Origin of the sequence: Acinetobacter sp. WC-743 (assembly GCF_000335555.1) — a bacterium.
Lineage (GTDB): Bacteria > Pseudomonadota > Gammaproteobacteria > Pseudomonadales > Moraxellaceae > Acinetobacter > Acinetobacter bereziniae.
Genome location: NZ_AMFQ01000060.1, coordinates 71027 through 89894 on the forward strand (window position 1 = coordinate 71027; position 18868 = coordinate 89894).

An 18868-nucleotide genomic window follows, 5' to 3' on the forward strand; every position below is an offset into this window, starting at 1 on the left:
TCATGTACCACAAAGTGCATTCAATATTTGTGTATTTTTAACTGTGTTTAAAGACCGATTCCATCAATAATGCCCTGTTGTTTAAATGCTTGTAATTCATTATCAGTATAGAGTTGCCCTAAAATCTCTTTTGTATGCTCTCCCAAACGTGGGGGAGCATTGCGATATTGAATCGGTGTTCCTGACATTTTGATCGGTGAACCAATCATTTTAAAGTCAGTATTATCCGCATGTGGAATATTGACAACCATGTTACGAGATTGGATTTGCGGCTCTTGTAAAGCATCTGCAACAGAATTAATCACACCTACAGGCACTTTGACAGCATGAATGGCATCTACCCAATGTCTAGCATCATGCGTCAGGAAATATTCAGACAAAATCGCTATTAATTCATGCCGATATTTCACCCGATCTTGATTACGAAGGTAATTTGAATTTTCCAATAATTCAGGTTTGCCTATCGCAATACACAAATCTTTAAATTGCTTGTCATTTCCACAGGCAATAATAAATTCTTTGTCTCGCGCTTTAAAAGTTTGATATGGCACGATATTAGGATGACTATTGCCCATCCGTTTAGGTGTACAACCTGAACTTAAATAATTCATTCCTTGATTCGCTAAACCAGCAACCTGTACATCGAGTAGTGCTAAATCAATGTACTGACCTACTCCTGTTTGCTGGCGAGCAATAATCGCAGCTTGAATCGCAATGGTTGCATATAAACCTGTTTGAATATCCACAACCGCTACACCGACTTTTTGTGAACTTGCGCCCAACTCACCTTCTTGTTCTCCCGTGATACTCATCAATCCTGACATGCCTTGGATGATAAAATCATAGCCTGGCTCTTCAGCACGTGGTCCATCTTGACCAAAGCCTGTAATTGAGCAGTAAATTAGCTTTGGATTAATCTGGCTCAAAGTTGCGTAATCCAAACCATATTTTTTTAATGATCCGGCTTTAAAATTTTCGATGACCACATCCGCGGTTTGAGCAATATGTTGTACCAGTTTTTGACCTTCTACAGTTGCAATATCAATGGCAACAGAAGATTTGTTCCGATTTGCAGATTGGTAATAACCTGACTCCCGAGTAGTTTGACCATGTTGATTCAGCATCCAAGGTGGTCCCCACATACGGGTATCATCTCCCACTTTAGGGCGTTCGATTTTAATGACTTCTGCACCTAAGTCTGCCAACACTTGCCCACACCACGGACCTGCAAGTACTCTACTGAGATCTAAAACTCGAATTCCTTTTAATGCACTCATTTATTTTGCCTCTATTCGAGGAGTGATGAACACTCCCTCAAACTCATGATTGAATCGGACTTACAAACAATTCGTTATATTTACGATATGCCATAAGCGCTTAATATGCTTAGATCAATAACTATTGTTGTTGTGGATCATATTGACGATCTTTAATAAATAATCCAGGAAGTACCCCTGCGACAAAATATGCAGCCCCCATAACAATAAAGGCAGTCATAAAAGTCCCTCCTGAGGCTAAAAATCCGATGGTTGCTGGCGCAATTGCAGCACCAACACGTCCAATGTTATATGCACCGCCAATTGCTGTACCACGAACGTCAGTCGAGAATGATTCTGCCATATAGGTTGCATTCACACCGTAAGGAATTCCATACAGGAAGCCAAACGTGACCAATAAATACAAAATATTGTCTGGTGTATTAAAGAAAATAATGATTGGAAGGAAAATCGCACTGGCAAGCGTACCAAATACAAATACTGCTCGACGATTAAATTTATCTGCGAGATAACCTGCCAATATTTTGCCTAGAATCATCGCTGTATATGAACCTACCATATAGCTGGTTAGATTTTTAAAATTCATATGCACTTCAGTTTCAAGATAGCTTGGCATCCAGTTATTGATACCGTAATAACCAAATTGTAAAAAGAATGCCGTCGTCATCCATAGTAAAAACATTTTACGATGTTTAAAGTTGGCAAAAATCTGCTTGTAGATGCTGCCACTTTTTGGTTTTTCTCGAATTACAACTTCAGGCGTCTTTTTCGTTTGCATTTGATCAATTTTGGTCAACTGCCAAGATTTTGGTTCTGGAACAAATCGTTGTAAGAAAATATTGATAAATGCAGGAATGACTGTAATGAAAAATAATACACGCCAACCATGTTCTGGAATAATCGCACCCGCCAAAAGTGTTGCTACAATGTATCCTACTGTTTGCCCAGTCTGTAATGTACCCAATACAGTTGTGCGATAAGTAGTAGGCACATACTCAGCCATTAAGGTATTACATGCCATATATAACGCACCGATTCCTAATGCACCAATAAAACGCAATGCCATAAATTGCTCAAAGCTTTGCGTAAAACCTAACAGACATGTTGCTACGGAAAAGAAGGTCACCGAATTTGCAATGGTGCGCACCCGACCAAACTTATCACAAGACCACCCTCCTAAGATTCCACCAATCCCCATTCCTGCTAATGATGCACTCCCTAGAGCACCCGCTTGAAAAGTAGATAATGCAAACTCACCCTTTAAACTGGTTAAACTATAGGACAACAACATAATATCTACGCCATCAACCACCATGGCAAAATATGCAAATAACAATGCCCATTTCCATGTGTTGGGTCCTATTTTTTCATAAGTCCCAATATTCGAAGGCATTGTGCCTTTTGCTGTAATTGCAACAGATTGAACCTCATTGTTCATTTTTCCTTTACCTCATTTTCCCAAATGAGTCATCGCTTATCTTTCATCTTTACTCTACTGCTTTCTTTATTATTTTTATTGAGTACCATCTAGGAGTGAAGTTAGGGTATTTAAGTAGAATAGTTAAAGATAATGAGATATTTTCACGATGAATCCTTCTATCGTATATATGTTTACCTTATTTTTGTGAAATTTAAGGTAAAAAAAGCCTTAAGGGATGCTGATTCAACATCCCTGTTTTAAAACTTATAAATTAATTAGAAAAAGCAGCGATACCCGTTTGTGCGCGTCCAAGAATCAAGGCGTGGACATCATGTGTACCTTCATAGGTATTAACCACTTCAAGATTGACCAGATGGCGAGCAACCCCAAATTCATCACTGATGCCATTTCCGCCCATCATGTCTCGAGCAACACGAGCAATATCTAAGGCTTTACCGCAGTTATTACGTTTAATTAAGGAAGTTCCTTCCACCGAAGCAATTCCCTCATCTTTCATACGTCCAAAGCGCAAAGCAATTTGTAAACCTAGTGCAATTTCGGTTTGCATATCTGCCAACTTCTTTTGCACCAATTGGTTTGCTGCCAAAGGACGACCAAACTGTTTGCGATCCATTGTATATTGATGAGCAGTATGCCAACAGAACTCAGCAGCACCCATTGCACCCCAAGCGATGCCATAACGAGCGCTGTTTAAGCAAGTAAAAGGACCCCTTAAACCACGAATTTCAGGAAATGCATTTTCTTCAGGAACAAAAACATTGTCCATGACAATTTCACCAGTAATCGAGGCACGCAAACCCACCTTGCCATGGATTGCAGGTGCTGAAAGTCCTTCCCAACCTTTTTCTAAAATAAAGCCCCGAATCTCACCAACATGACCTTCCGCTGAAACTTCCTTTGCCCAAACCACAAATACATCTGCAATTGGACTATTGGTAATCCACATTTTCGCACCCGTCAGACGATAACCACCTGCAACTTTTTTTGCCCGTGTAATCATACTTCCAGGGTCAGATCCATGATCAGGTTCGGTTAAACCAAAACAGCCAATAAACTCACCAGATGCCAGTTTTGGTAAATATTTCTGCTTCTGTTGTTCTGAGCCAAATTCATTAATAGGTACCATCACCAATGAACTTTGTACACTCGCCATTGAACGATAGCCCGAATCCACACGCTCGATTTCACGGGCAATCAGACCATAACTCACATAATTAAGCCCTGCACCGCCATATTGCTCAGGAATTGTAGGTCCTAATAACCCCAATTCTCCCATTTCACGAAAAATTGAAATATCTGTCTGTTCATGGCGAAACTGCTCAAGCACTCTAGGCATCAATTTATCTTGTGAATAGGCATAGGCAGCATCACGGATCATACGCTCTTCTTCAGTGAGTTGCTGTTCCAATAAAAAGGGATCTTGCCAATTAAACTGTACACGTGGTTTTTTTGCTGAATTGACCATTTGATTCATCGCATCCTCTGCTTGATGTATTTTGTGTTCTTGTCCTTGATGTTATGTGTGAAAAATCATTCTTTCAAACGATAAATTCTCATTCAGATATTCCATTTATGCATATCTTATGTTCTTATAAATCTAAGAATAAATCATATTTTATTGTTGAAATAATCCATACAACTGCTCATCTTGCTGTATTTTTATAGGCTTTTTAGAAATATTAAAAATTATGGAACTATTGTTGATGATTTATTTTTGCTAAAACGACATCTGCAGATGTTCAGTGTGACTTCGAAATAAACCAAGCTATTCAAGGAAAGAATATGCGTAGAATGATTCCCTCATTACAATCTTTAATTTGTTTTGAAGCTGCTGCGAAACATTTGAGTTATACCTTTGCTGCACAAGAATTGCATCTCACACAAAGCGCAATCTCTCGTCAGGTCCAGCAATTAGAAGATTTTTTGGGGCTACATTTATTCAATCGAACTCGACATGGCGTTGAACTAACCCAAGCAGGTGAACACTATTATAAAAATATAAAATCTCATTTATTGGGTATTGAACAAAGTACGCTTGATTTAATCAGTCATAAAGGTTTAGGCGGTACATTAAAGCTCGGTGTGGTTCCAACATTTGCTACACGTTGGTTATTGCCTAGACTTTATAAGTTCAATGCAGTCTATCCAGAAATCACCATTCACCTTGAAACCAGCACCAAACCCTTTTTATTCAGTGAACATATTTTTGATGCCGCCATTTATACGGGAACACCCGAACAAATCGAAAATTGGCCCGGTGCAAAAATTCATTTTTTAATGAATGAAGATGTGGTACCTGTCTGTTCAGCTGATTTAATTTTTAAGTATTTCCCCGAATTAAAAGCACCTTCAGGACATTTAAGTCGTAGCTTGACTGCGGAAGAAATAGCAACTTTACCTTTACTACAACAAACCACACGCCCCTATATTTGGAAAGAATGGTTTGAAGTGAATGGCTATGAACATCCCTTTGCCTTAGAGGGACAAAGGCATGAATTGTTTTCAATGCTTGCTGTAGCAGCTACACATCATATGGGTGTTGCACTTATTCCACAGAAATTGCTGGAAAAAGAACTACGCTCAGGTGATTTAGTGATTGCCTCTGATATTAAACTCAAAGGCTCACGTGCCTATTACTTTGTCTATGCAGAACAACAACAATCGCCATTGATTGCGAAATTTGTTGAGTGGCTGCTTGATGAAGTAGAAATCTCCCAACATACATTTATGAAATAATCAGCTCATCTGGATCTACATCGAGTATTTTTAAATTAGATTTAAGCACTAAAGCCGATATAGCGATAAATTTCTTGAACACCGACGGCACCTAGGCTGGTTTTGTAAATGATATAATCAGTATATGTACTTTGAGTCAGTTCTTCATAGATGTTAAGCCCTTGATCATCATGTTGATGAATTTCATCCACGCTGCGTTGCATTGTCTGTTCAAACGCATCTGAGATATATTCAAAACCTAAATCCATCGCAATAAACAGAGTATGTTCACAAGGTTGAAGATATTGCTCTTCATTCCAATCAATAACTGGATGTCTGCAATGGGGGCATGTAACATTTTCTTGAGAATTTTCTAGAGTGATCAGTTGAAATGGCATACGCTTTAGAACAAAATAAAATTGTATTTTAAACCAGTTAGCAAAATTAAACACTGAATTTAGACGATGCTATCGCAGGTTCAAAATTACGGGTTAAAACCTTTTATAAATACAGAAAAGATAGATAAGGATACTATGTCAACGATTGAAAAAGCGATTGCTTTAGCAGCTCGTAAACACGCAGGTCAAAAAGATAAAGGACAACAACCCTACATTTTCCATCCATTGAGATTAATGTTTAAAGTTAAAACTTCTGAACAGCAGATTGTGGCTGTATTGCATGATATTTTAGAAGATACTGATACAACTGTGGTCGATTTAATTTCCCTTGGTTTTAGTCAAGAAATTGTTGATGCCATCCTTGCCTTGACCAAAAAAGAAAATGAATCACGTATCGAAGCGGCTTATCGTGCTGTAAAAAATCCAATTGCAAGAATTGTCAAATTAGCTGATGTGGCAGACAATATGGATCTTTCTCGTATTCCGCATCCAACGACCAAAGATCTTTTAAGATTGGAAGAATATAAACAGGTTCAATTTATTCTGATGGCGGGTACGGCTTAAACTCTTTGTTTTTTCACAATTTCACAATTGACTCAATGCAACAATTAAGGTTAAAAATGCCAAATTGTTGCATTAATGGAATGGCTCATGCTGACTGATTTGGATGATTTTTACTGTTTTGGTTTGGTGGTTGAACATGGCGGATTTAGCGCTGCTGAACGTGCGACCGATATTCCAAAGTCTAAGCTGAGTCGTCGAGTCTATAATCTTGAAGAAAAATTAGGCGTTCGTCTGATTCAACGTAGTTCTCGTCATTTTGCTGTGACTGATATTGGTATGAACATATATCGCCACGCACAAGTCATGATGAATGCAGCTCAATCTGCACATGATTTGGTCGATCATCTCAGCGAACAACCACGTGGACTGATTAAAGTCAGTGTACCCGTTACTGTTGCCCAAAGTGAATTATCCAAAATTTTACCTGCTTTCTTAAAAGCCTACCCTGAAATTAAAGTTCAACTGTTGGTCAGTAACCGCCGCGTCGATATTATCAATGAAGGCTTTGATCTTGCTTTGCGCGTACGTGCAAATTTAGATGATGACCCAAGTTTAGTATTAAGAAAATTTGGTAATATTGAGCAACATCTTCTTGCAAGCCAAGCCTACTTAAATGAATTTGGGATGCTAAAAAAACCAGAAGATTTAACTGAACATCGTATTTTAAGTATGGTCGATGAACATTTGGATCAGCAAATGATTTTGCATGATGGTCAGAACCAACAGAAAAAAATTAAAGTCAATCCTGTTCTTATGGGATCAGATTTGATGATGCTGGCAAAATTAGCCAGTCAAAACTGTGGGATTGCACTTCTTCCAGATACGATTGCCAATGATTTTGTTGCATCAGGTGAATTGGTCCGTGTATTGCCAGATTGGAAAGCACCTCATGGTATTTTTCACGCAGTTTATCCTTCACGCCGTGGTTTACTCCCTGCTGTAAGGGTGTTTATTGACTATTTGGTTGAACACCTTAGCAATCGTTAGTTCGCATTTCACTCCTGTGTTGAAAATAAATGATCCACGGAGTCTGATCTATAGGCAGAATAAATTAAGTAAGATGGGCTGTTATTTGGTGTCCATCTATAGCTATTTTTGATACCATCATCACTGCTTAATTCCAACGTTTTTCTGATTTATATGACTTCATCTTATCAACAACAACTTGATGCCAAAATTGAACGTATTCAAACGCAGTTTGCTGAATTTAATCCACCATCACTTGAAGTTTTTGCTTCACCGGAACAAAACTTTCGTATGCGTGCAGAATTTCGTATTTGGCATACAGAAGACGATATGTTCTATGCCATGTTTGAACGGGATGAAAATCAACAAAAAACAGTTGCACGTATTGATGAATTTCCTATAGCAGATCTTAGTATCAATCAACTTATGCCAATTTTATTGGCTGAACTAAAAGCCAATCCGATCTTATCCAAACGTCTTTTTGAAGTGCACTTTCTTGCAACACTGAAAGGCGAAATGCTGGTCTCATTAATTTATCGTGCACCTTTGAATGAAGAATGGGAAGTTTTAGCAAAACAATTGGCTGAGAAACTCAATATTAAAATTATTGGACGTAGTCGCGGTCAAAAATTAGTATTGAGCGATGAGTTTGTTGTTGAAGAATTGCAGGTATTTGAAAGAAAATTTCAGTATAAACAAATCGAAAGTAGTTTTACTCAACCTAATGCGCAAGTTTGCCAAAAAATGTTGCAGTGGGCTTGCCAAGCAGTGAATGGCGACAATCAAGACTTGCTTGAACTCTATTGTGGTAATGGTAACTTCACCCTTCCATTGTCATTAAATTTTAATCGTGTTTTGGCAACTGAGTTAGCGAAGTCTTCTGTTTATGCAGCGCAATGGAATATTGAACAAAACAAGATTGATAATATTCAAGTAGCACGACTATCTGCTGAAGAATTTACCCAAGCTTATAATGGTGAACGTGAATTCCGTCGTTTGCAAGAAGCAGAAATTGATGTGCAAAGCTATCAATTTGATACGGTTTTTGTCGATCCGCCTCGTGCAGGGATTGATGACGATACGCTAAAATTACTGCAAGGTTTCGAGACGATTCTTTATATCTCATGTAATCCAGATACACTTTACAGCAATCTGGAAACCCTCACAAAGACTCATAAAATTGTTAAATTTGCAATGTTTGATCAATTCCCCTACACCCACCATGTTGAATCTGGGGTTTTGCTTAAAAAGATTTAAACAATTTATTACAACCATGACATGCCATGACAGATTTCATGGCATTTTTATTTCTTAATAATATTTATTTATATCAATAACATATCATATTTTCTTATATTTAAATTCAAAAAAGCAACTTAGAAAATTTTCAATGATTGGCAAATTTAGTCTATAACTCGACCATTTACCTTAGCAGCCATCTTGAATTTTATAAAAAAACGTCTATATTTCGAACTATGTTAGGTTGCGTATGAAGGCTCTATGAGTTTTTGGCAAAAGCTGTTTATGGCTAAAGATACTGTGCAAAATGAACATAAAAATCAGATTGCATGTGTTGAAAATGATTGCTCTTGTAAATCCAATGATCAACTCTTATCCGCGTTGATGAACACTACAGATCAAGATGTGATTACTGGAATTAAGAAAGTACTGATCTCAAGAGGTTTCAGTAAAAAAGAGTTAAACCAATTACAGCATCCACCTATTCAATAGTCATGGATGACCGATAAAAAGCATTCAGTTTACTGGATGCTTTTTTAATTCAAATACAACAAATTTTGCTGTTTTAACTGAGCTTCTATACAATTATTTGTAATAATATAAATGTGAAGAATTCATCTTGAAAATAAAAAATCTCTTATTATTATTATCATTGAGTTGCACAATCGTCTACGCTGAGATCAGTGACAATGATATTGAAAGCATTGAAAATTTAAGTGATCAGGTTTTGGGAAATAAAAAACTAGCCAAACTAGAACCTCAGATCAAAGCTCAAATCAAAAAATCACAGCCCACTGTGCAACAATTATTCAAAGCTGAAGAAATTGATTATAACGATTCAGTTTATTTACACAATTATGCGATCATTACTTCTGGCTATGCTGAATATTTACTTGATCAACATTGCACAGAGCAGTCTCATCCTATTCAAGAACTCACAGAACAAGCCTATCTTGCATTAAAGAAACGTGACCCGAAAGATGCCATTGCATTGAATAATTTTGGACTTTTCTATGCACAAATGTCTGTATATTATCGAAAAAATAGTGATCCAACTCCTCGTTTAACTTATTTACTTAAAGCGGAGCAATTGTTTGAAACCTTGATTCAAATTGAACCTGACGATGAAGAATATCAAAGGAACTATTATGCTGTATTAAGTGATAAATTAATGTTGCTATACAAGTATCATCGAGATATAGAAGAACAGAAACGTTTAGTGAACATCCTCAAAAAGCCTTTATTTGAGTATCTATCCAATCCTGAACAAGCCTTTGACTCTGGAAACTTTATCATTCTTGCGCAGCAATACTACCAAGGCTTGAATAGAGAGAACCCCAAAGCAGCTGAAAGATGGTTAAGGGATAATCAACAAAAAATTGAAACAGTGGTCAATAAAAATCGTAAGCATACTCAGCGTGAAAATGAATTTTTAGCTGAATTTTATGCCTTATTGAATCAACCCGCAAAAGCACTCTCGTATTTAAAGCAATTAGAATTTTCAGATGAGAACAGCACTGAACCTTCTTCTTTTGAAGATGAGCCCAATCTAGCAAATTTAAGATTGAACCCTGAATATCAAAAATGGTTTAAAAAATATACTCAAGATTATCAAGAATACCAGAAAGCATTACCTGAAGTTTGTAAAATAACTCAGTTAGAAATATTGGGTTCGCATTAATCTAAAATCTAAATCTTAAATTGAAACTATTCGAGACGTCTTTAGCGAATCAACCCTTGTGGCTGTAAAATAATCACCAAAGCTCCGATGATGACGATACATCCTCCAAGTAAATCCCAACGGCTGAGACTAACTTGATCAACAAATCTCAGCCACATTAAGGCCGAAAAAATATAGATTCCGCCATATGCTGCATAAATCCGCCCAGATGCTGCTGGATGTAAAGTTAAAAGCCAAACAAATACGGCTAAGCTTAAGGCAGTAGGTATCCATAACCAATGGCTTTTGTTTTGATTTAAAATGAGATAAGGAAAATAACAACCTAGAATTTCAGCAACTGCCGTGACTAAAAATAATAAAATCGTGGTGAACAGTTTATTAAATGCAATATCCATTTCTACTCAAGCGTAATTGATATTGTAAAAGTATAGGTGATTTTCATAGAATATCAGCAATAAATTTAATTTCCTTGATGACTGATTCAATTTTTAGTATTCAACTATTGCCTATGTTGAACTAAAAAAAGAAAATCCTACATTAAAGCATCCATCAATTATTTTATACGCAAACAAATACGATAAAATAATAATCTCTAAAATCTTGGCGTCTTAAATGAACATCCACTATACCTTATGTGGTTTCTTACTGATCTTGTTTTTCAGCCAACAAACAAAAGCAGCAACATTTACGCTTCCGCTTTGGACAAACACATCCATCACAACACAAAATCCAAATACAGTTATTAAACATGGTACAGTCAGCCACATTGACTCCCCCTATCTCAACGTATATACACCAAAATATAATAACCATGTTGCAGTTATGACGATCAGCGGTGGTGGATATGCCCGAGAAGAACTTGCCAAAGAAAGTACACCTACATCAGCGTTTCTACAACAACACGGTTTTACTGTTTTTGAATTGGTTTATCGATTGCCCAATCAAGATAACAACGATGCGCTTGCACCATTTCAAGATGGACAAAGAGCCATTCAAATAATTCGTTCACAAGCAGAACGATTCCATATTGATCCTGAAAAAATTGGTGTATTGGGGTTTTCTGCTGGCGGGCATTTAGCAGGTATGCTTGCTACCCAATGGTCACATCAATTTTCAACACTGCATGATTCAATCGATCAAGTCTCAGCTCAACCCAATTTTGTCGCATTACTTTATCCTGTGATTAGTATGCAAACCCCCTTAGATCATACGCATGCTTATAAAAGTTTAATGGGGAAAAATCATGATTCAGTAAAACAAGCATTTTTTTCAGTCAATTTACAGGTGAATCAACTTACTCCTCCAATATTTTTAGCACATGCGCTTGATGATCGAATTGCACCTGTTCAACATAGTTTAGATATGCAAATGGCTTTAGATAAAAACAAAATCCCTTATGAATTACATATATTTAAAAATGGTGGACATGGCTGGGGTTTAGGAAAGACAAATACAGAAACAACGCAATGGCCAACATTATTCTTAACATGGCTGCAAAATATGAATATTGTAGAAACTGATTATTCAAATAAAAAATAACCCGCAATCAATGCGGGTTATTTTCTAAATCACTAAGGCTAAGCATCGTCCATCATTATGCTGGTTCAGCAGTTTGGTCTTCAAAAACCTCAAGTGTTAAGCCAACAGCTTTGCCATTCTCTTTTTTCACAGACACTGCGACATTACCGCCATGATCTGCTAGCTCACCGAAGAGAATCATTTCAGCAAGCGGTTTCTTCAGATGTTCTTGAATTAAACGTTGCATCGGACGAGCGCCCATCAAACGGTCATAACCATTTTCAGCCATCCAATCACGCGCAGATTGATCAACTTCAAGTACAACTTTCTTGTCATCAAGCTGTGCTTGAAGCTCAGTTAAGAACTTATCTACTACAGATTCAATCACGGTTGTTGGTAAAGCTTTAAACTGAATCACGCCATCTAAACGATTTCGGAATTCTGGAGCAAATGCACGCTTCATTGCTTCCTGATTGTCATTACTGTTGTCTTGCTCTGTAAATCCAATACTGGTACGAGAAATACTTTCGGCTCCAATATTGGTGGTAAGCACAATAATCACATTGCGGAAATCAGACTTACGCCCATTATTATCAGTTAACGCCCCATGATCCATGACTTGTAATAACAAATTGAATACATCTGGATGCGCTTTTTCAATTTCATCCAATAACAATACGCAATGCGGATTTTTATGGATGGCATCCGTCAGCAAACCACCTTGGTCATAACCCACATAACCAGGAGGCGCACCGATCAATCGAGATACCGCATGACGTTCCATATATTCAGACATGTCGAAACGCACAAGTTCAACACCGAGTAATTTTGCCAATTGTTTGGTGACTTCGGTTTTACCCACACCTGTAGGACCAGCAAACACAAAACTACCGACTGGTTTATCTGGTGCTTTTAAACCAGCACGTGACAATTTAATCGCAGATGCTAATGCACTAATCGCTTCATCTTGACCAAATACAACACGCTTAAGATCACGCTCCAAATATTCCAATACAGATTTATCATCTTTAGAAACAGTTTTAGGCGGGATACGTGCAATCTTAGAAATAATATCTTCGATATTTTCAACCGTGATCAATGTATCATCTTGTTCTGCTTTCAAACGGCGTTGCGCACCTGCTTCATCAATCACATCAATCGCTTTGTCAGGTAAGAAACGATCATTGATAAATTTAGCAGAAAGCTCAACCGCTGACACTAAAGCTGAATCTTCATATTTGACATGATGAAAATCTTCAAATTTGCTTTTCAACCCACGTAGAATATCGATTGTCTCTGAGATAGAAGGCTCATTCACATCAATTTTTTGGAAACGACGTGATAAAGCATGATCTTTTTCAAAAACTTGACGATATTCTTGGAAAGTCGTTGAACCAATGCAACGTAAAGTCCCATTTGCCAATGCAGGTTTGATCAAATTGGATGCATCCATCGTGCTGCCCATACTTGAGCCAGCGCCAATAATCATATGTATTTCGTCAATAAACAAAATCGCATCGGGTTTCTTTTTCAAAGCGTTCAGTAGTTGTTTTAAACGTTTCTCAAAGTCACCACGATATTTAGTACCTGCAACTAAAGCCCCTATGTCTAGACTAAACACTTCAGCATTGGCAAGTGGTTTAGGCGCTTTACCATTCACGATTAACCAAGCAAGACCTTCAGCAATTGAAGTTTTACCCACACCAGGGTCACCGACCAATAAAGGGTTATTTTTCCGACGACGGCAAAGGATTTGAGCAGCACGCTCAATTTCTTTTTCACGACCAATTAAAGGATCAGTTTTACCTTTTTGCGCTTCAATATTCAAATTTAAGGTATATAGCTCAAGTGGACCTGCATTTGCTGAAGCGCTTGATTCACCTTCAAGATCATCAGATTCTTCTTCAACCTGAATCTCTTCTTTACGCGCACCATGCGATAAATATTGAGTCAGCGTTAAACGATTGATTTGATGACGTTTGAGCAAATACACAGCAAAAGAGTCACGTTCAGAGTACATTGCAACCAGAACATCCGCACCTTCTACAGTACGATCACCACCACTCGATTGAACATGGAAAATTGCACGTTGCAATATACGATCAAAACTTTCAGTTGGATGAGGGGCTTGGTCGTTGTTTTCTCCGAGTTTAGGCGTATGTTGCTCAACATACTCCTCTAATTCTTTACGCAAACTGATAATTTCAGCACCGCATGCTTTCAAAGCATTTACCGCTGAGTCGTTATCGAGTAAAGCTAATAATAAATGTTCAACCGTAAGAAACTCATGTCTCTTTTGACGAGCCATGCTAACAGCCAAACGGAGTGAAACTTCTAATTGACGACTGAGCATGAAACCCCCTTATTCTTTTGGCTCAATCTGACAAAGTAATGGATGACCTTGAGATCGAGCGTAGTTATTTACTTGGTTGGCTTTTGTTTCCGCAATATCTCTCGGATATACGCCAGCTTCACCTTTGCCTTCATAATGTACTGTTAACATTACTTGAGTGGCTTGGTCAAGATTCAAAGCAAAGTATTGTTGTAAAATTTCAATAACAAAGTCCATTGGCGTATAGTCATCGTTTAGTAAAATGACTGAATACATCGGTGGTCTTTTTACTTCAGGGGGTGCTGTTTGGACAGCAACATCCCCCTGTTCGTGATGAGGATCTTCAGATTGGCTTGCACGAATATTCAAATGCCAATCTACATATCCTGAATCACGGAACGATGATTTCACTTCATTTAAACTCATTTGACGCTTATTAGTTCGCATATTTTCCAAAATACTTATGATTTATTGAGAATTAGCTTCTGCTTGAGGTACCTCAGCAGCAAATGCGGCTGCACTGTCCACAGCCTTTCCGCGTGACCAACTGAATCGCTTAATGACTGGCGTAGCACCATTTAAACGCACTTCGATAAATTGTGGGTTGAAACCTTTCGGCATCGTCCAGCGACCTGTTAAACGCTCATAATCCGTAAAATTGTAGTTCGCATCACTCATTGGCACAGTCAACACTTCTGTACCACTAATTAAGCGAATTTCCACTGTACCTGTTGCACGTCTTGGACTCACTTGAATCAGATCAAGTTGATATTCATAAGCATTTTCAGGCAAAGGTTTAACCGCAAGATTTTGAATCGTTAAACTTAAACCACCGCGTTGTTTTAACACTTCACGGTAAATTGCACTCATCACGTCGACTTGTGATTTTTCTGCATTGGCTTTATTCAATGCTTCTAATAAATCATTGGCATTAGAAACAGCCACATCACGTTCTTGTACAGTCGCATTTAAGTTTTTATTTAACGTAGCCAGTGTCGTTTTTTGTTGTTTAACCACTTCTACCAATTGTTCTGCGTCTGCATCAAAACCAACAACCGTCAGTCCTTGGCGGTGTCCAACTGTATAGCCTAAAAGTACACTACCCGCACATAATACGACACCCCCGATCACCAACGGCATATTGCCTTTTAGAAAAGGTTTTTTTGGTGTTTGAGCTGGTTGTGACGCGGTATTTGTTTCTGTGTTCTGCATCGTCATCTCTAAAGTATTGATCGCATCAAAACACACATTTAACCGCAAAGTTAAATGTGTGTGAAGTTATAAAGCGTTTTTTATGGTAATAATCCGATACCTTGTAAACCAGCATCTTCAGCAAAACCAAACATTAAGTTCATATTTTGTACTGCCTGACCTGCAGCCCCTTTAACTAAATTATCTTGCACCGATAATACAATCAACTTTTTCGGTTGAGGTTTGTACAACGCAATTCTTAATTGGTTTGCACCACGTACTGAACGTGTTTCTGGTGAACTGTTGGCTGGCATTACATCGACAAAGGCTTCATCAGCATAAAACTGCTCATAAAGTGTTTGTAAATCAGCCTGCTCACCTTCATCAGTCAGATCAATATAAATTGTACTGAGCATACCACGAATCATCGGCACCAGATGAGGTACAAAGAGGATGTGATCAAATACACCTTGTTGACCTGAAATATTTTCAAGTGCTTCGACAATCTCCGGATGATGTCGATGTCCTGCAACCCCATAAGCCTTGAAGTTATCGGCATTTTCAGAATAGATCATACCTAGACTGGCTTTACGTCCCGCACCAGAAACACCTGATTTTGCATCAATAATAATACTTTCAGGTTTAACCAATGTTGCAGCTTGTTTGAACAAAGGCGCTAAACCCAGTTGTACAGTTGTAGGATAACAACCTGGATTCCCAACCACCTTAGCTTGTTTGATTTGTTCACGATTAAGCTCAGACAAACCGTATACTGAATCTTTTAAAATGTCGGGACAAGCATGCTGCATACCGTACCATTTTTCAAATTGGGCTAAATTCTGCAAACGAAAATCAGCTGCTAAATCAATAACTTTAGTGTTTGATGCTAATAGCTCTTTGGCATGTTGCATTGCAACACCATGCGGCGTCGCGAAAAATACTACATCACATTTTTTTAGTTCATCAATTTTTAAATCTGAATAGTGAAGTGTCGTATGTCCACGTAAACTAGGAAACATATCATCTACTCGACGACCATCTTCAGTACGCGATGTCAGTACATTCACTTGAACATTTGGATGTCGCAGTAAAAGACGCAACAATTCAACGCCTGTATAACCCGTTCCACCGACAATACCCACTGAAATCACGTTTTTTACCTCGATTTAAAAGTATCCATTCTGTTGGACAGTAGTATGACAGGAAGTTTATGCTTTCTAAACTGTTTTACTTGGTTTTTATCATTTTTAATATCATTGCAAATCTTAATTTCTAATTATCCGTGCATTCATTAGCCCTGGATAATACAATTACGACCAGCACGTTTGGCGGCATATAAGCATTTATCTGCAGATTCTATACCGAGTGCTAAATTTCGATACTGTAACTGAACCAGCCCGAAACTGGCTGTTAATAAGATATTTTTAGAAGAAAAAACCTCCTTTTCAATACTTATACGTATTTTCTCAGCAATTTTATAGGCAAGTTCAGTATCGGCAGCCTGTAATAGAACAATGAATTCTTCTCCTCCAAAACGCCCGACCAAGTCTTCTTCTCCAACATTTTGACTGACCAAATCACTGACTCTCTGTAAAATTTGATCACCAATCAAATGCCCGTGGGTGTCATTAATTTTTTTAAAATGATCAACATCACACATCAATACAAAATATTGTGTTTGAGATAAATCAATTAAGCTTGTTTTTGCAGCATCATAGAACCCACGGCGATTAAGCAAATGTGTCAGTGGATCTCTTGAACGATCATCATTCAGTTTTAAAATGATATCCCGAACCAGTGTTCCAACAACAATAATCGCAAACCACAAGCTCAACAGAATACTTGCAGCTAACATCATGAGCCACCAAGCAGAATCTACAAGCATATTCGATTGAATATTTTGCAGACAGAAGTAAACAATAATGCTACGGGAAAAAGTATATAAAACAATGAAAAGATAGGAATAATCTACTAATTTATTAAGCCAGTCACGATGTTGATAATCTTTAAAAAGTGAGGGCAAAACCAAAGACTCAATCGTCGCAATGGCTAGATTCAAAATCAGCATTCTGACCCAAAGCTGTTCATCAACATATGAAAAGTAAATCATGAACGGCAGTGTTAAAGCTATCAAAACAAATGCCAGTAGATTGTGAGCATTTCCATCTTTGCGTAATGCCATGGCATAAGCACTTGCCCAAGCTCCGAGTAAATAGAAACAGCCTAAAAGTGGTGCTGTTAATGTCAACTGTTGGTTGGTCATAAAGCTTTGTGAAGCCAAAGAAAATGACGGCACAATATAACCATGATCCTAGCCAAAGTAATGGACACACTGTCCCTCTGAAGATAATGTAACGTTAACTTTGGAGATGTACACATGGCTAAACGCTTTAGTCCAGAATTTAAACAGCAAGCAATTGATTATGCACTTGCGAACTCACATGAATCATTAGCATCAATTGCGGTAAAGCTTGGTGTTGGTTACTCGACACTTGATAAATGGATTCGTACTGCTAATCCAGAAGGATCAAGCAAACGTCAGTTAACACCTGAGCAACAGCGAATATTAGATCTAGAAAAAGAAGTCAAACAACTCAAAGAGGCAAATGACATACTAAAAAAAGTGCATGTGTATTTCCTCACCGATCAAGGCAAGAGAAGTACACGGTAATCAAAGACTTTGCAATGGAAAAGGTTAAAGTCACTGTACTGTGCAAACAATTAGGTGTCAGTACTTCGGGGTTCTATGCATGGAGAAAACGTCAGGTACGTATAGCAAAGCAGTATGATGATTTACAAGCGGTGTATTGGCAGCACCACGCTCGTTTAGGTGCACCATCCCTCGTTCATGATATGCATGACCTAGGTTACAGCATGAGTGAGCGCACAATAGGTCGAATGCTTAAAAAACTAGGATTACACAGTAAAATTGCCCGTAAATATAGGCATACGACTGATTCAAATCATCGTTTGCCAACAGCACCAAATTTGTTAGATCAACAGTTCACTGTAACTGAGCCAAATAAGGTCTGGACGACTGATATTACGTATATTCGAACGAAGGAAGGCTGGTTATATTTATGCGTGATGCTAGATCTATTTAGCCGACGTATCGTCGGTTGGCAGACAAGTACACGAATAGATCGTCAATTGGTATGTGATGCGTTTAACTATGCACTTGCACGTCAGGGTTATCCAACAGGCTTGATGATTCATTCGGATCAAGGCAGTCAATATTGCAGTCGCGATTTCAGAGCTGTATTACTGACAAATAAGGCAATACAAAGTATGTCACGTAGGGGAAATTGTTGGGATAACGCAGTAACAGAAAGTTTTTTCCATACATTGAAAGGGCATGTGGTACATGACAGTGTATTTTCTACAAGAAAAGAGGCAAATTCGGTCTTGTTTGAATATATTGAAGTTTACTACAATCGAATCAGAAGGCATTCTGCAAATGGTTGGTTAAGCCCTGAAGCTTTTGAGCAGAAATATTTTAAGAATTTAGAGGGAAGTACTGTCCACGATAGTGTCTAGGATCACAAA

17 protein-coding genes and 1 pseudogene are annotated in these 18868 nt (G+C 37.9%); 8 read left to right on the forward strand and 10 right to left on the reverse strand.

Features of this window, described 5'->3' with window-relative positions:
* Positions 1 to 47: 47 nt before the first annotated feature.
* The 3 genes from ACINWC743_RS07735 to ACINWC743_RS07745 all read right to left on the reverse strand — a co-directional run bounded on the left by ACINWC743_RS07735 (position 48) and on the right by ACINWC743_RS07745 (position 4192).
* Positions 48 to 1277, reverse strand: coding sequence for a CaiB/BaiF CoA transferase family protein (locus tag ACINWC743_RS07735; protein ID WP_009584996.1), 1230 nt, complete (start codon positions 1275 to 1277; stop codon positions 48 to 50).
* A 121-nt stretch (positions 1278 to 1398) separates the two neighbouring features.
* On the reverse strand, positions 1399 to 2715 hold the full coding sequence (locus ACINWC743_RS07740; protein ID WP_009584972.1) for an MFS transporter: 1317 nt from the start codon (positions 2713 to 2715) through the stop codon (positions 1399 to 1401).
* A gap of 253 nt (positions 2716 to 2968) precedes the next feature.
* Positions 2969 to 4192 carry an acyl-CoA dehydrogenase gene (locus tag ACINWC743_RS07745; RefSeq protein ID WP_009585011.1) on the reverse strand — a complete coding sequence of 408 codons (1224 nt, stop codon included), beginning with the start codon at positions 4190 to 4192 and terminating at the stop codon, positions 2969 to 2971.
* 308 nt (positions 4193 to 4500) lie between these two features.
* Between ACINWC743_RS07745 and ACINWC743_RS07750 the strand changes: the two genes are divergently transcribed.
* Positions 4501 to 5454 (forward strand): LysR substrate-binding domain-containing protein, encoded by a 954-nt coding sequence (locus tag ACINWC743_RS07750; protein ID WP_005029191.1) that lies wholly within the window; start codon positions 4501 to 4503, stop codon positions 5452 to 5454.
* A gap of 41 nt (positions 5455 to 5495) precedes the next feature.
* Here the strand turns inward: ACINWC743_RS07750 and ACINWC743_RS07755 are convergent, their stop codons facing one another.
* Positions 5496 to 5831: a hypothetical protein gene (locus ACINWC743_RS07755; RefSeq protein ID WP_009584977.1), complete on the reverse strand. Its 336-nt coding sequence runs from the start codon at positions 5829 to 5831 to the stop codon at positions 5496 to 5498.
* A 135-nt stretch (positions 5832 to 5966) separates the two neighbouring features.
* Between ACINWC743_RS07755 and ACINWC743_RS07760 the strand changes: the two genes are divergently transcribed.
* The 5 genes from ACINWC743_RS07760 to ACINWC743_RS07780 all read left to right on the forward strand — a co-directional run bounded on the left by ACINWC743_RS07760 (position 5967) and on the right by ACINWC743_RS07780 (position 10281).
* A complete protein-coding gene (locus ACINWC743_RS07760; RefSeq protein WP_004830942.1) occupies positions 5967 to 6395 on the forward strand; it encodes an HD domain-containing protein in 429 nt (142 codons plus the stop codon).
* A gap of 87 nt (positions 6396 to 6482) precedes the next feature.
* A complete protein-coding gene (locus ACINWC743_RS07765) occupies positions 6483 to 7382 on the forward strand; it encodes a LysR family transcriptional regulator (protein ID WP_004830943.1) in 900 nt (299 codons plus the stop codon).
* A gap of 153 nt (positions 7383 to 7535) precedes the next feature.
* Complete coding sequence (gene trmA / locus ACINWC743_RS07770; RefSeq protein WP_009584982.1) at positions 7536 to 8618, forward strand: tRNA (uridine(54)-C5)-methyltransferase TrmA; 1083 nt, start codon at positions 7536 to 7538, stop codon at positions 8616 to 8618.
* A 243-nt stretch (positions 8619 to 8861) separates the two neighbouring features.
* Positions 8862 to 9092, forward strand: a complete 231-nt coding sequence (locus tag ACINWC743_RS07775) for a hypothetical protein (protein WP_004830945.1) — start codon at positions 8862 to 8864, stop codon at positions 9090 to 9092.
* Positions 9093 to 9219: 127 nt separating this feature from the next.
* Positions 9220 to 10281, forward strand: coding sequence for a tetratricopeptide repeat protein (locus tag ACINWC743_RS07780; RefSeq protein ID WP_009584970.1), 1062 nt, complete (start codon positions 9220 to 9222; stop codon positions 10279 to 10281).
* A gap of 41 nt (positions 10282 to 10322) precedes the next feature.
* Here ACINWC743_RS07780 and ACINWC743_RS07785 read toward each other — a convergent pair whose 3' ends face one another.
* A complete protein-coding gene (locus ACINWC743_RS07785) occupies positions 10323 to 10676 on the reverse strand; it encodes a YnfA family protein (RefSeq protein WP_009585019.1) in 354 nt (117 codons plus the stop codon).
* A 217-nt stretch (positions 10677 to 10893) separates the two neighbouring features.
* Between ACINWC743_RS07785 and ACINWC743_RS07790 the strand changes: the two genes are divergently transcribed.
* Positions 10894 to 11820 (forward strand): alpha/beta hydrolase, encoded by a 927-nt coding sequence (locus ACINWC743_RS07790; protein WP_009585002.1) that lies wholly within the window; start codon positions 10894 to 10896, stop codon positions 11818 to 11820.
* Positions 11821 to 11875: 55 nt separating this feature from the next.
* Here ACINWC743_RS07790 and clpA read toward each other — a convergent pair whose 3' ends face one another.
* From clpA to ACINWC743_RS07815, 5 genes and pseudogenes are all read right to left on the reverse strand, one after another.
* Positions 11876 to 14152: an ATP-dependent Clp protease ATP-binding subunit ClpA gene (gene clpA, locus ACINWC743_RS07795; protein WP_004830949.1), complete on the reverse strand. Its 2277-nt coding sequence runs from the start codon at positions 14150 to 14152 to the stop codon at positions 11876 to 11878.
* A 9-nt stretch (positions 14153 to 14161) separates the two neighbouring features.
* Entirely contained in the window at positions 14162 to 14578 is a 417-nt protein-coding gene (clpS, locus tag ACINWC743_RS07800; protein ID WP_004830950.1) for an ATP-dependent Clp protease adapter ClpS, read from the reverse strand.
* A gap of 21 nt (positions 14579 to 14599) precedes the next feature.
* On the reverse strand, positions 14600 to 15343 hold the full coding sequence (locus ACINWC743_RS07805) for a DUF6776 family protein (RefSeq protein WP_004830952.1): 744 nt from the start codon (positions 15341 to 15343) through the stop codon (positions 14600 to 14602).
* 80 nt (positions 15344 to 15423) lie between these two features.
* Positions 15424 to 16473, reverse strand: coding sequence for an N-acetyl-gamma-glutamyl-phosphate reductase (argC, locus tag ACINWC743_RS07810; RefSeq protein WP_004830953.1), 1050 nt, complete (start codon positions 16471 to 16473; stop codon positions 15424 to 15426).
* 140 nt (positions 16474 to 16613) lie between these two features.
* Positions 16614 to 17673 (reverse strand): annotated as a pseudogene (locus ACINWC743_RS07815) (diguanylate cyclase domain-containing protein).
* Between the two features lie 26 nt (positions 17674 to 17699).
* On the opposite strand from ACINWC743_RS07815, the gene ACINWC743_RS07825 reads away from it, so the two are divergent.
* Positions 17700 to 18859, forward strand: a protein-coding gene (locus tag ACINWC743_RS07825) for an IS3-like element ISAbe12 family transposase (RefSeq protein ID WP_085947547.1) whose coding sequence is annotated in 2 segments (ribosomal slippage) — positions 17700 to 17937 and positions 17937 to 18859 — 1161 coding nt in all. Because the reading frame shifts where the segments join, the coding sequence is not laid out codon by codon here.
* The last annotated feature ends 9 nt before the right edge of the window (positions 18860 to 18868 follow it).

What these genes read in the sequence shown, in the direction of transcription:
- ACINWC743_RS07735 (WP_009584996.1), bottom strand. Translation starts at nt 1,277, where the DNA reads ATGAGTGCATTAAAAGGAATTCGAGTTTTAGATCTCAGTAGAGTACTT.
- ACINWC743_RS07740 (WP_009584972.1), bottom strand. Translation starts at nt 2,715, where the DNA reads ATGAACAATGAGGTTCAATCTGTTGCAATTACAGCAAAAGGCACAATG.
- ACINWC743_RS07745 (WP_009585011.1), bottom strand. Translation starts at nt 4,192, where the DNA reads ATGAATCAAATGGTCAATTCAGCAAAAAAACCACGTGTACAGTTTAAT.
- ACINWC743_RS07750 (WP_005029191.1), top strand. Translation starts at nt 4,501, where the DNA reads ATGCGTAGAATGATTCCCTCATTACAATCTTTAATTTGTTTTGAAGCT.
- ACINWC743_RS07755 (WP_009584977.1), bottom strand. Translation starts at nt 5,831, where the DNA reads ATGCCATTTCAACTGATCACTCTAGAAAATTCTCAAGAAAATGTTACA.
- ACINWC743_RS07760 (WP_004830942.1), top strand. Translation starts at nt 5,967, where the DNA reads ATGTCAACGATTGAAAAAGCGATTGCTTTAGCAGCTCGTAAACACGCA.
- ACINWC743_RS07765 (WP_004830943.1), top strand. Translation starts at nt 6,483, where the DNA reads ATGCTGACTGATTTGGATGATTTTTACTGTTTTGGTTTGGTGGTTGAA.
- trmA (WP_009584982.1), top strand. Translation starts at nt 7,536, where the DNA reads ATGACTTCATCTTATCAACAACAACTTGATGCCAAAATTGAACGTATT.
- ACINWC743_RS07775 (WP_004830945.1), top strand. Translation starts at nt 8,862, where the DNA reads ATGAGTTTTTGGCAAAAGCTGTTTATGGCTAAAGATACTGTGCAAAAT.
- ACINWC743_RS07785 (WP_009585019.1), bottom strand. Translation starts at nt 10,676, where the DNA reads ATGGATATTGCATTTAATAAACTGTTCACCACGATTTTATTATTTTTA.
- ACINWC743_RS07790 (WP_009585002.1), top strand. Translation starts at nt 10,894, where the DNA reads ATGAACATCCACTATACCTTATGTGGTTTCTTACTGATCTTGTTTTTC.
- clpA (WP_004830949.1), bottom strand. Translation starts at nt 14,152, where the DNA reads ATGCTCAGTCGTCAATTAGAAGTTTCACTCCGTTTGGCTGTTAGCATG.
- clpS (WP_004830950.1), bottom strand. Translation starts at nt 14,578, where the DNA reads ATGCGAACTAATAAGCGTCAAATGAGTTTAAATGAAGTGAAATCATCG.
- ACINWC743_RS07805 (WP_004830952.1), bottom strand. Translation starts at nt 15,343, where the DNA reads ATGCAGAACACAGAAACAAATACCGCGTCACAACCAGCTCAAACACCA.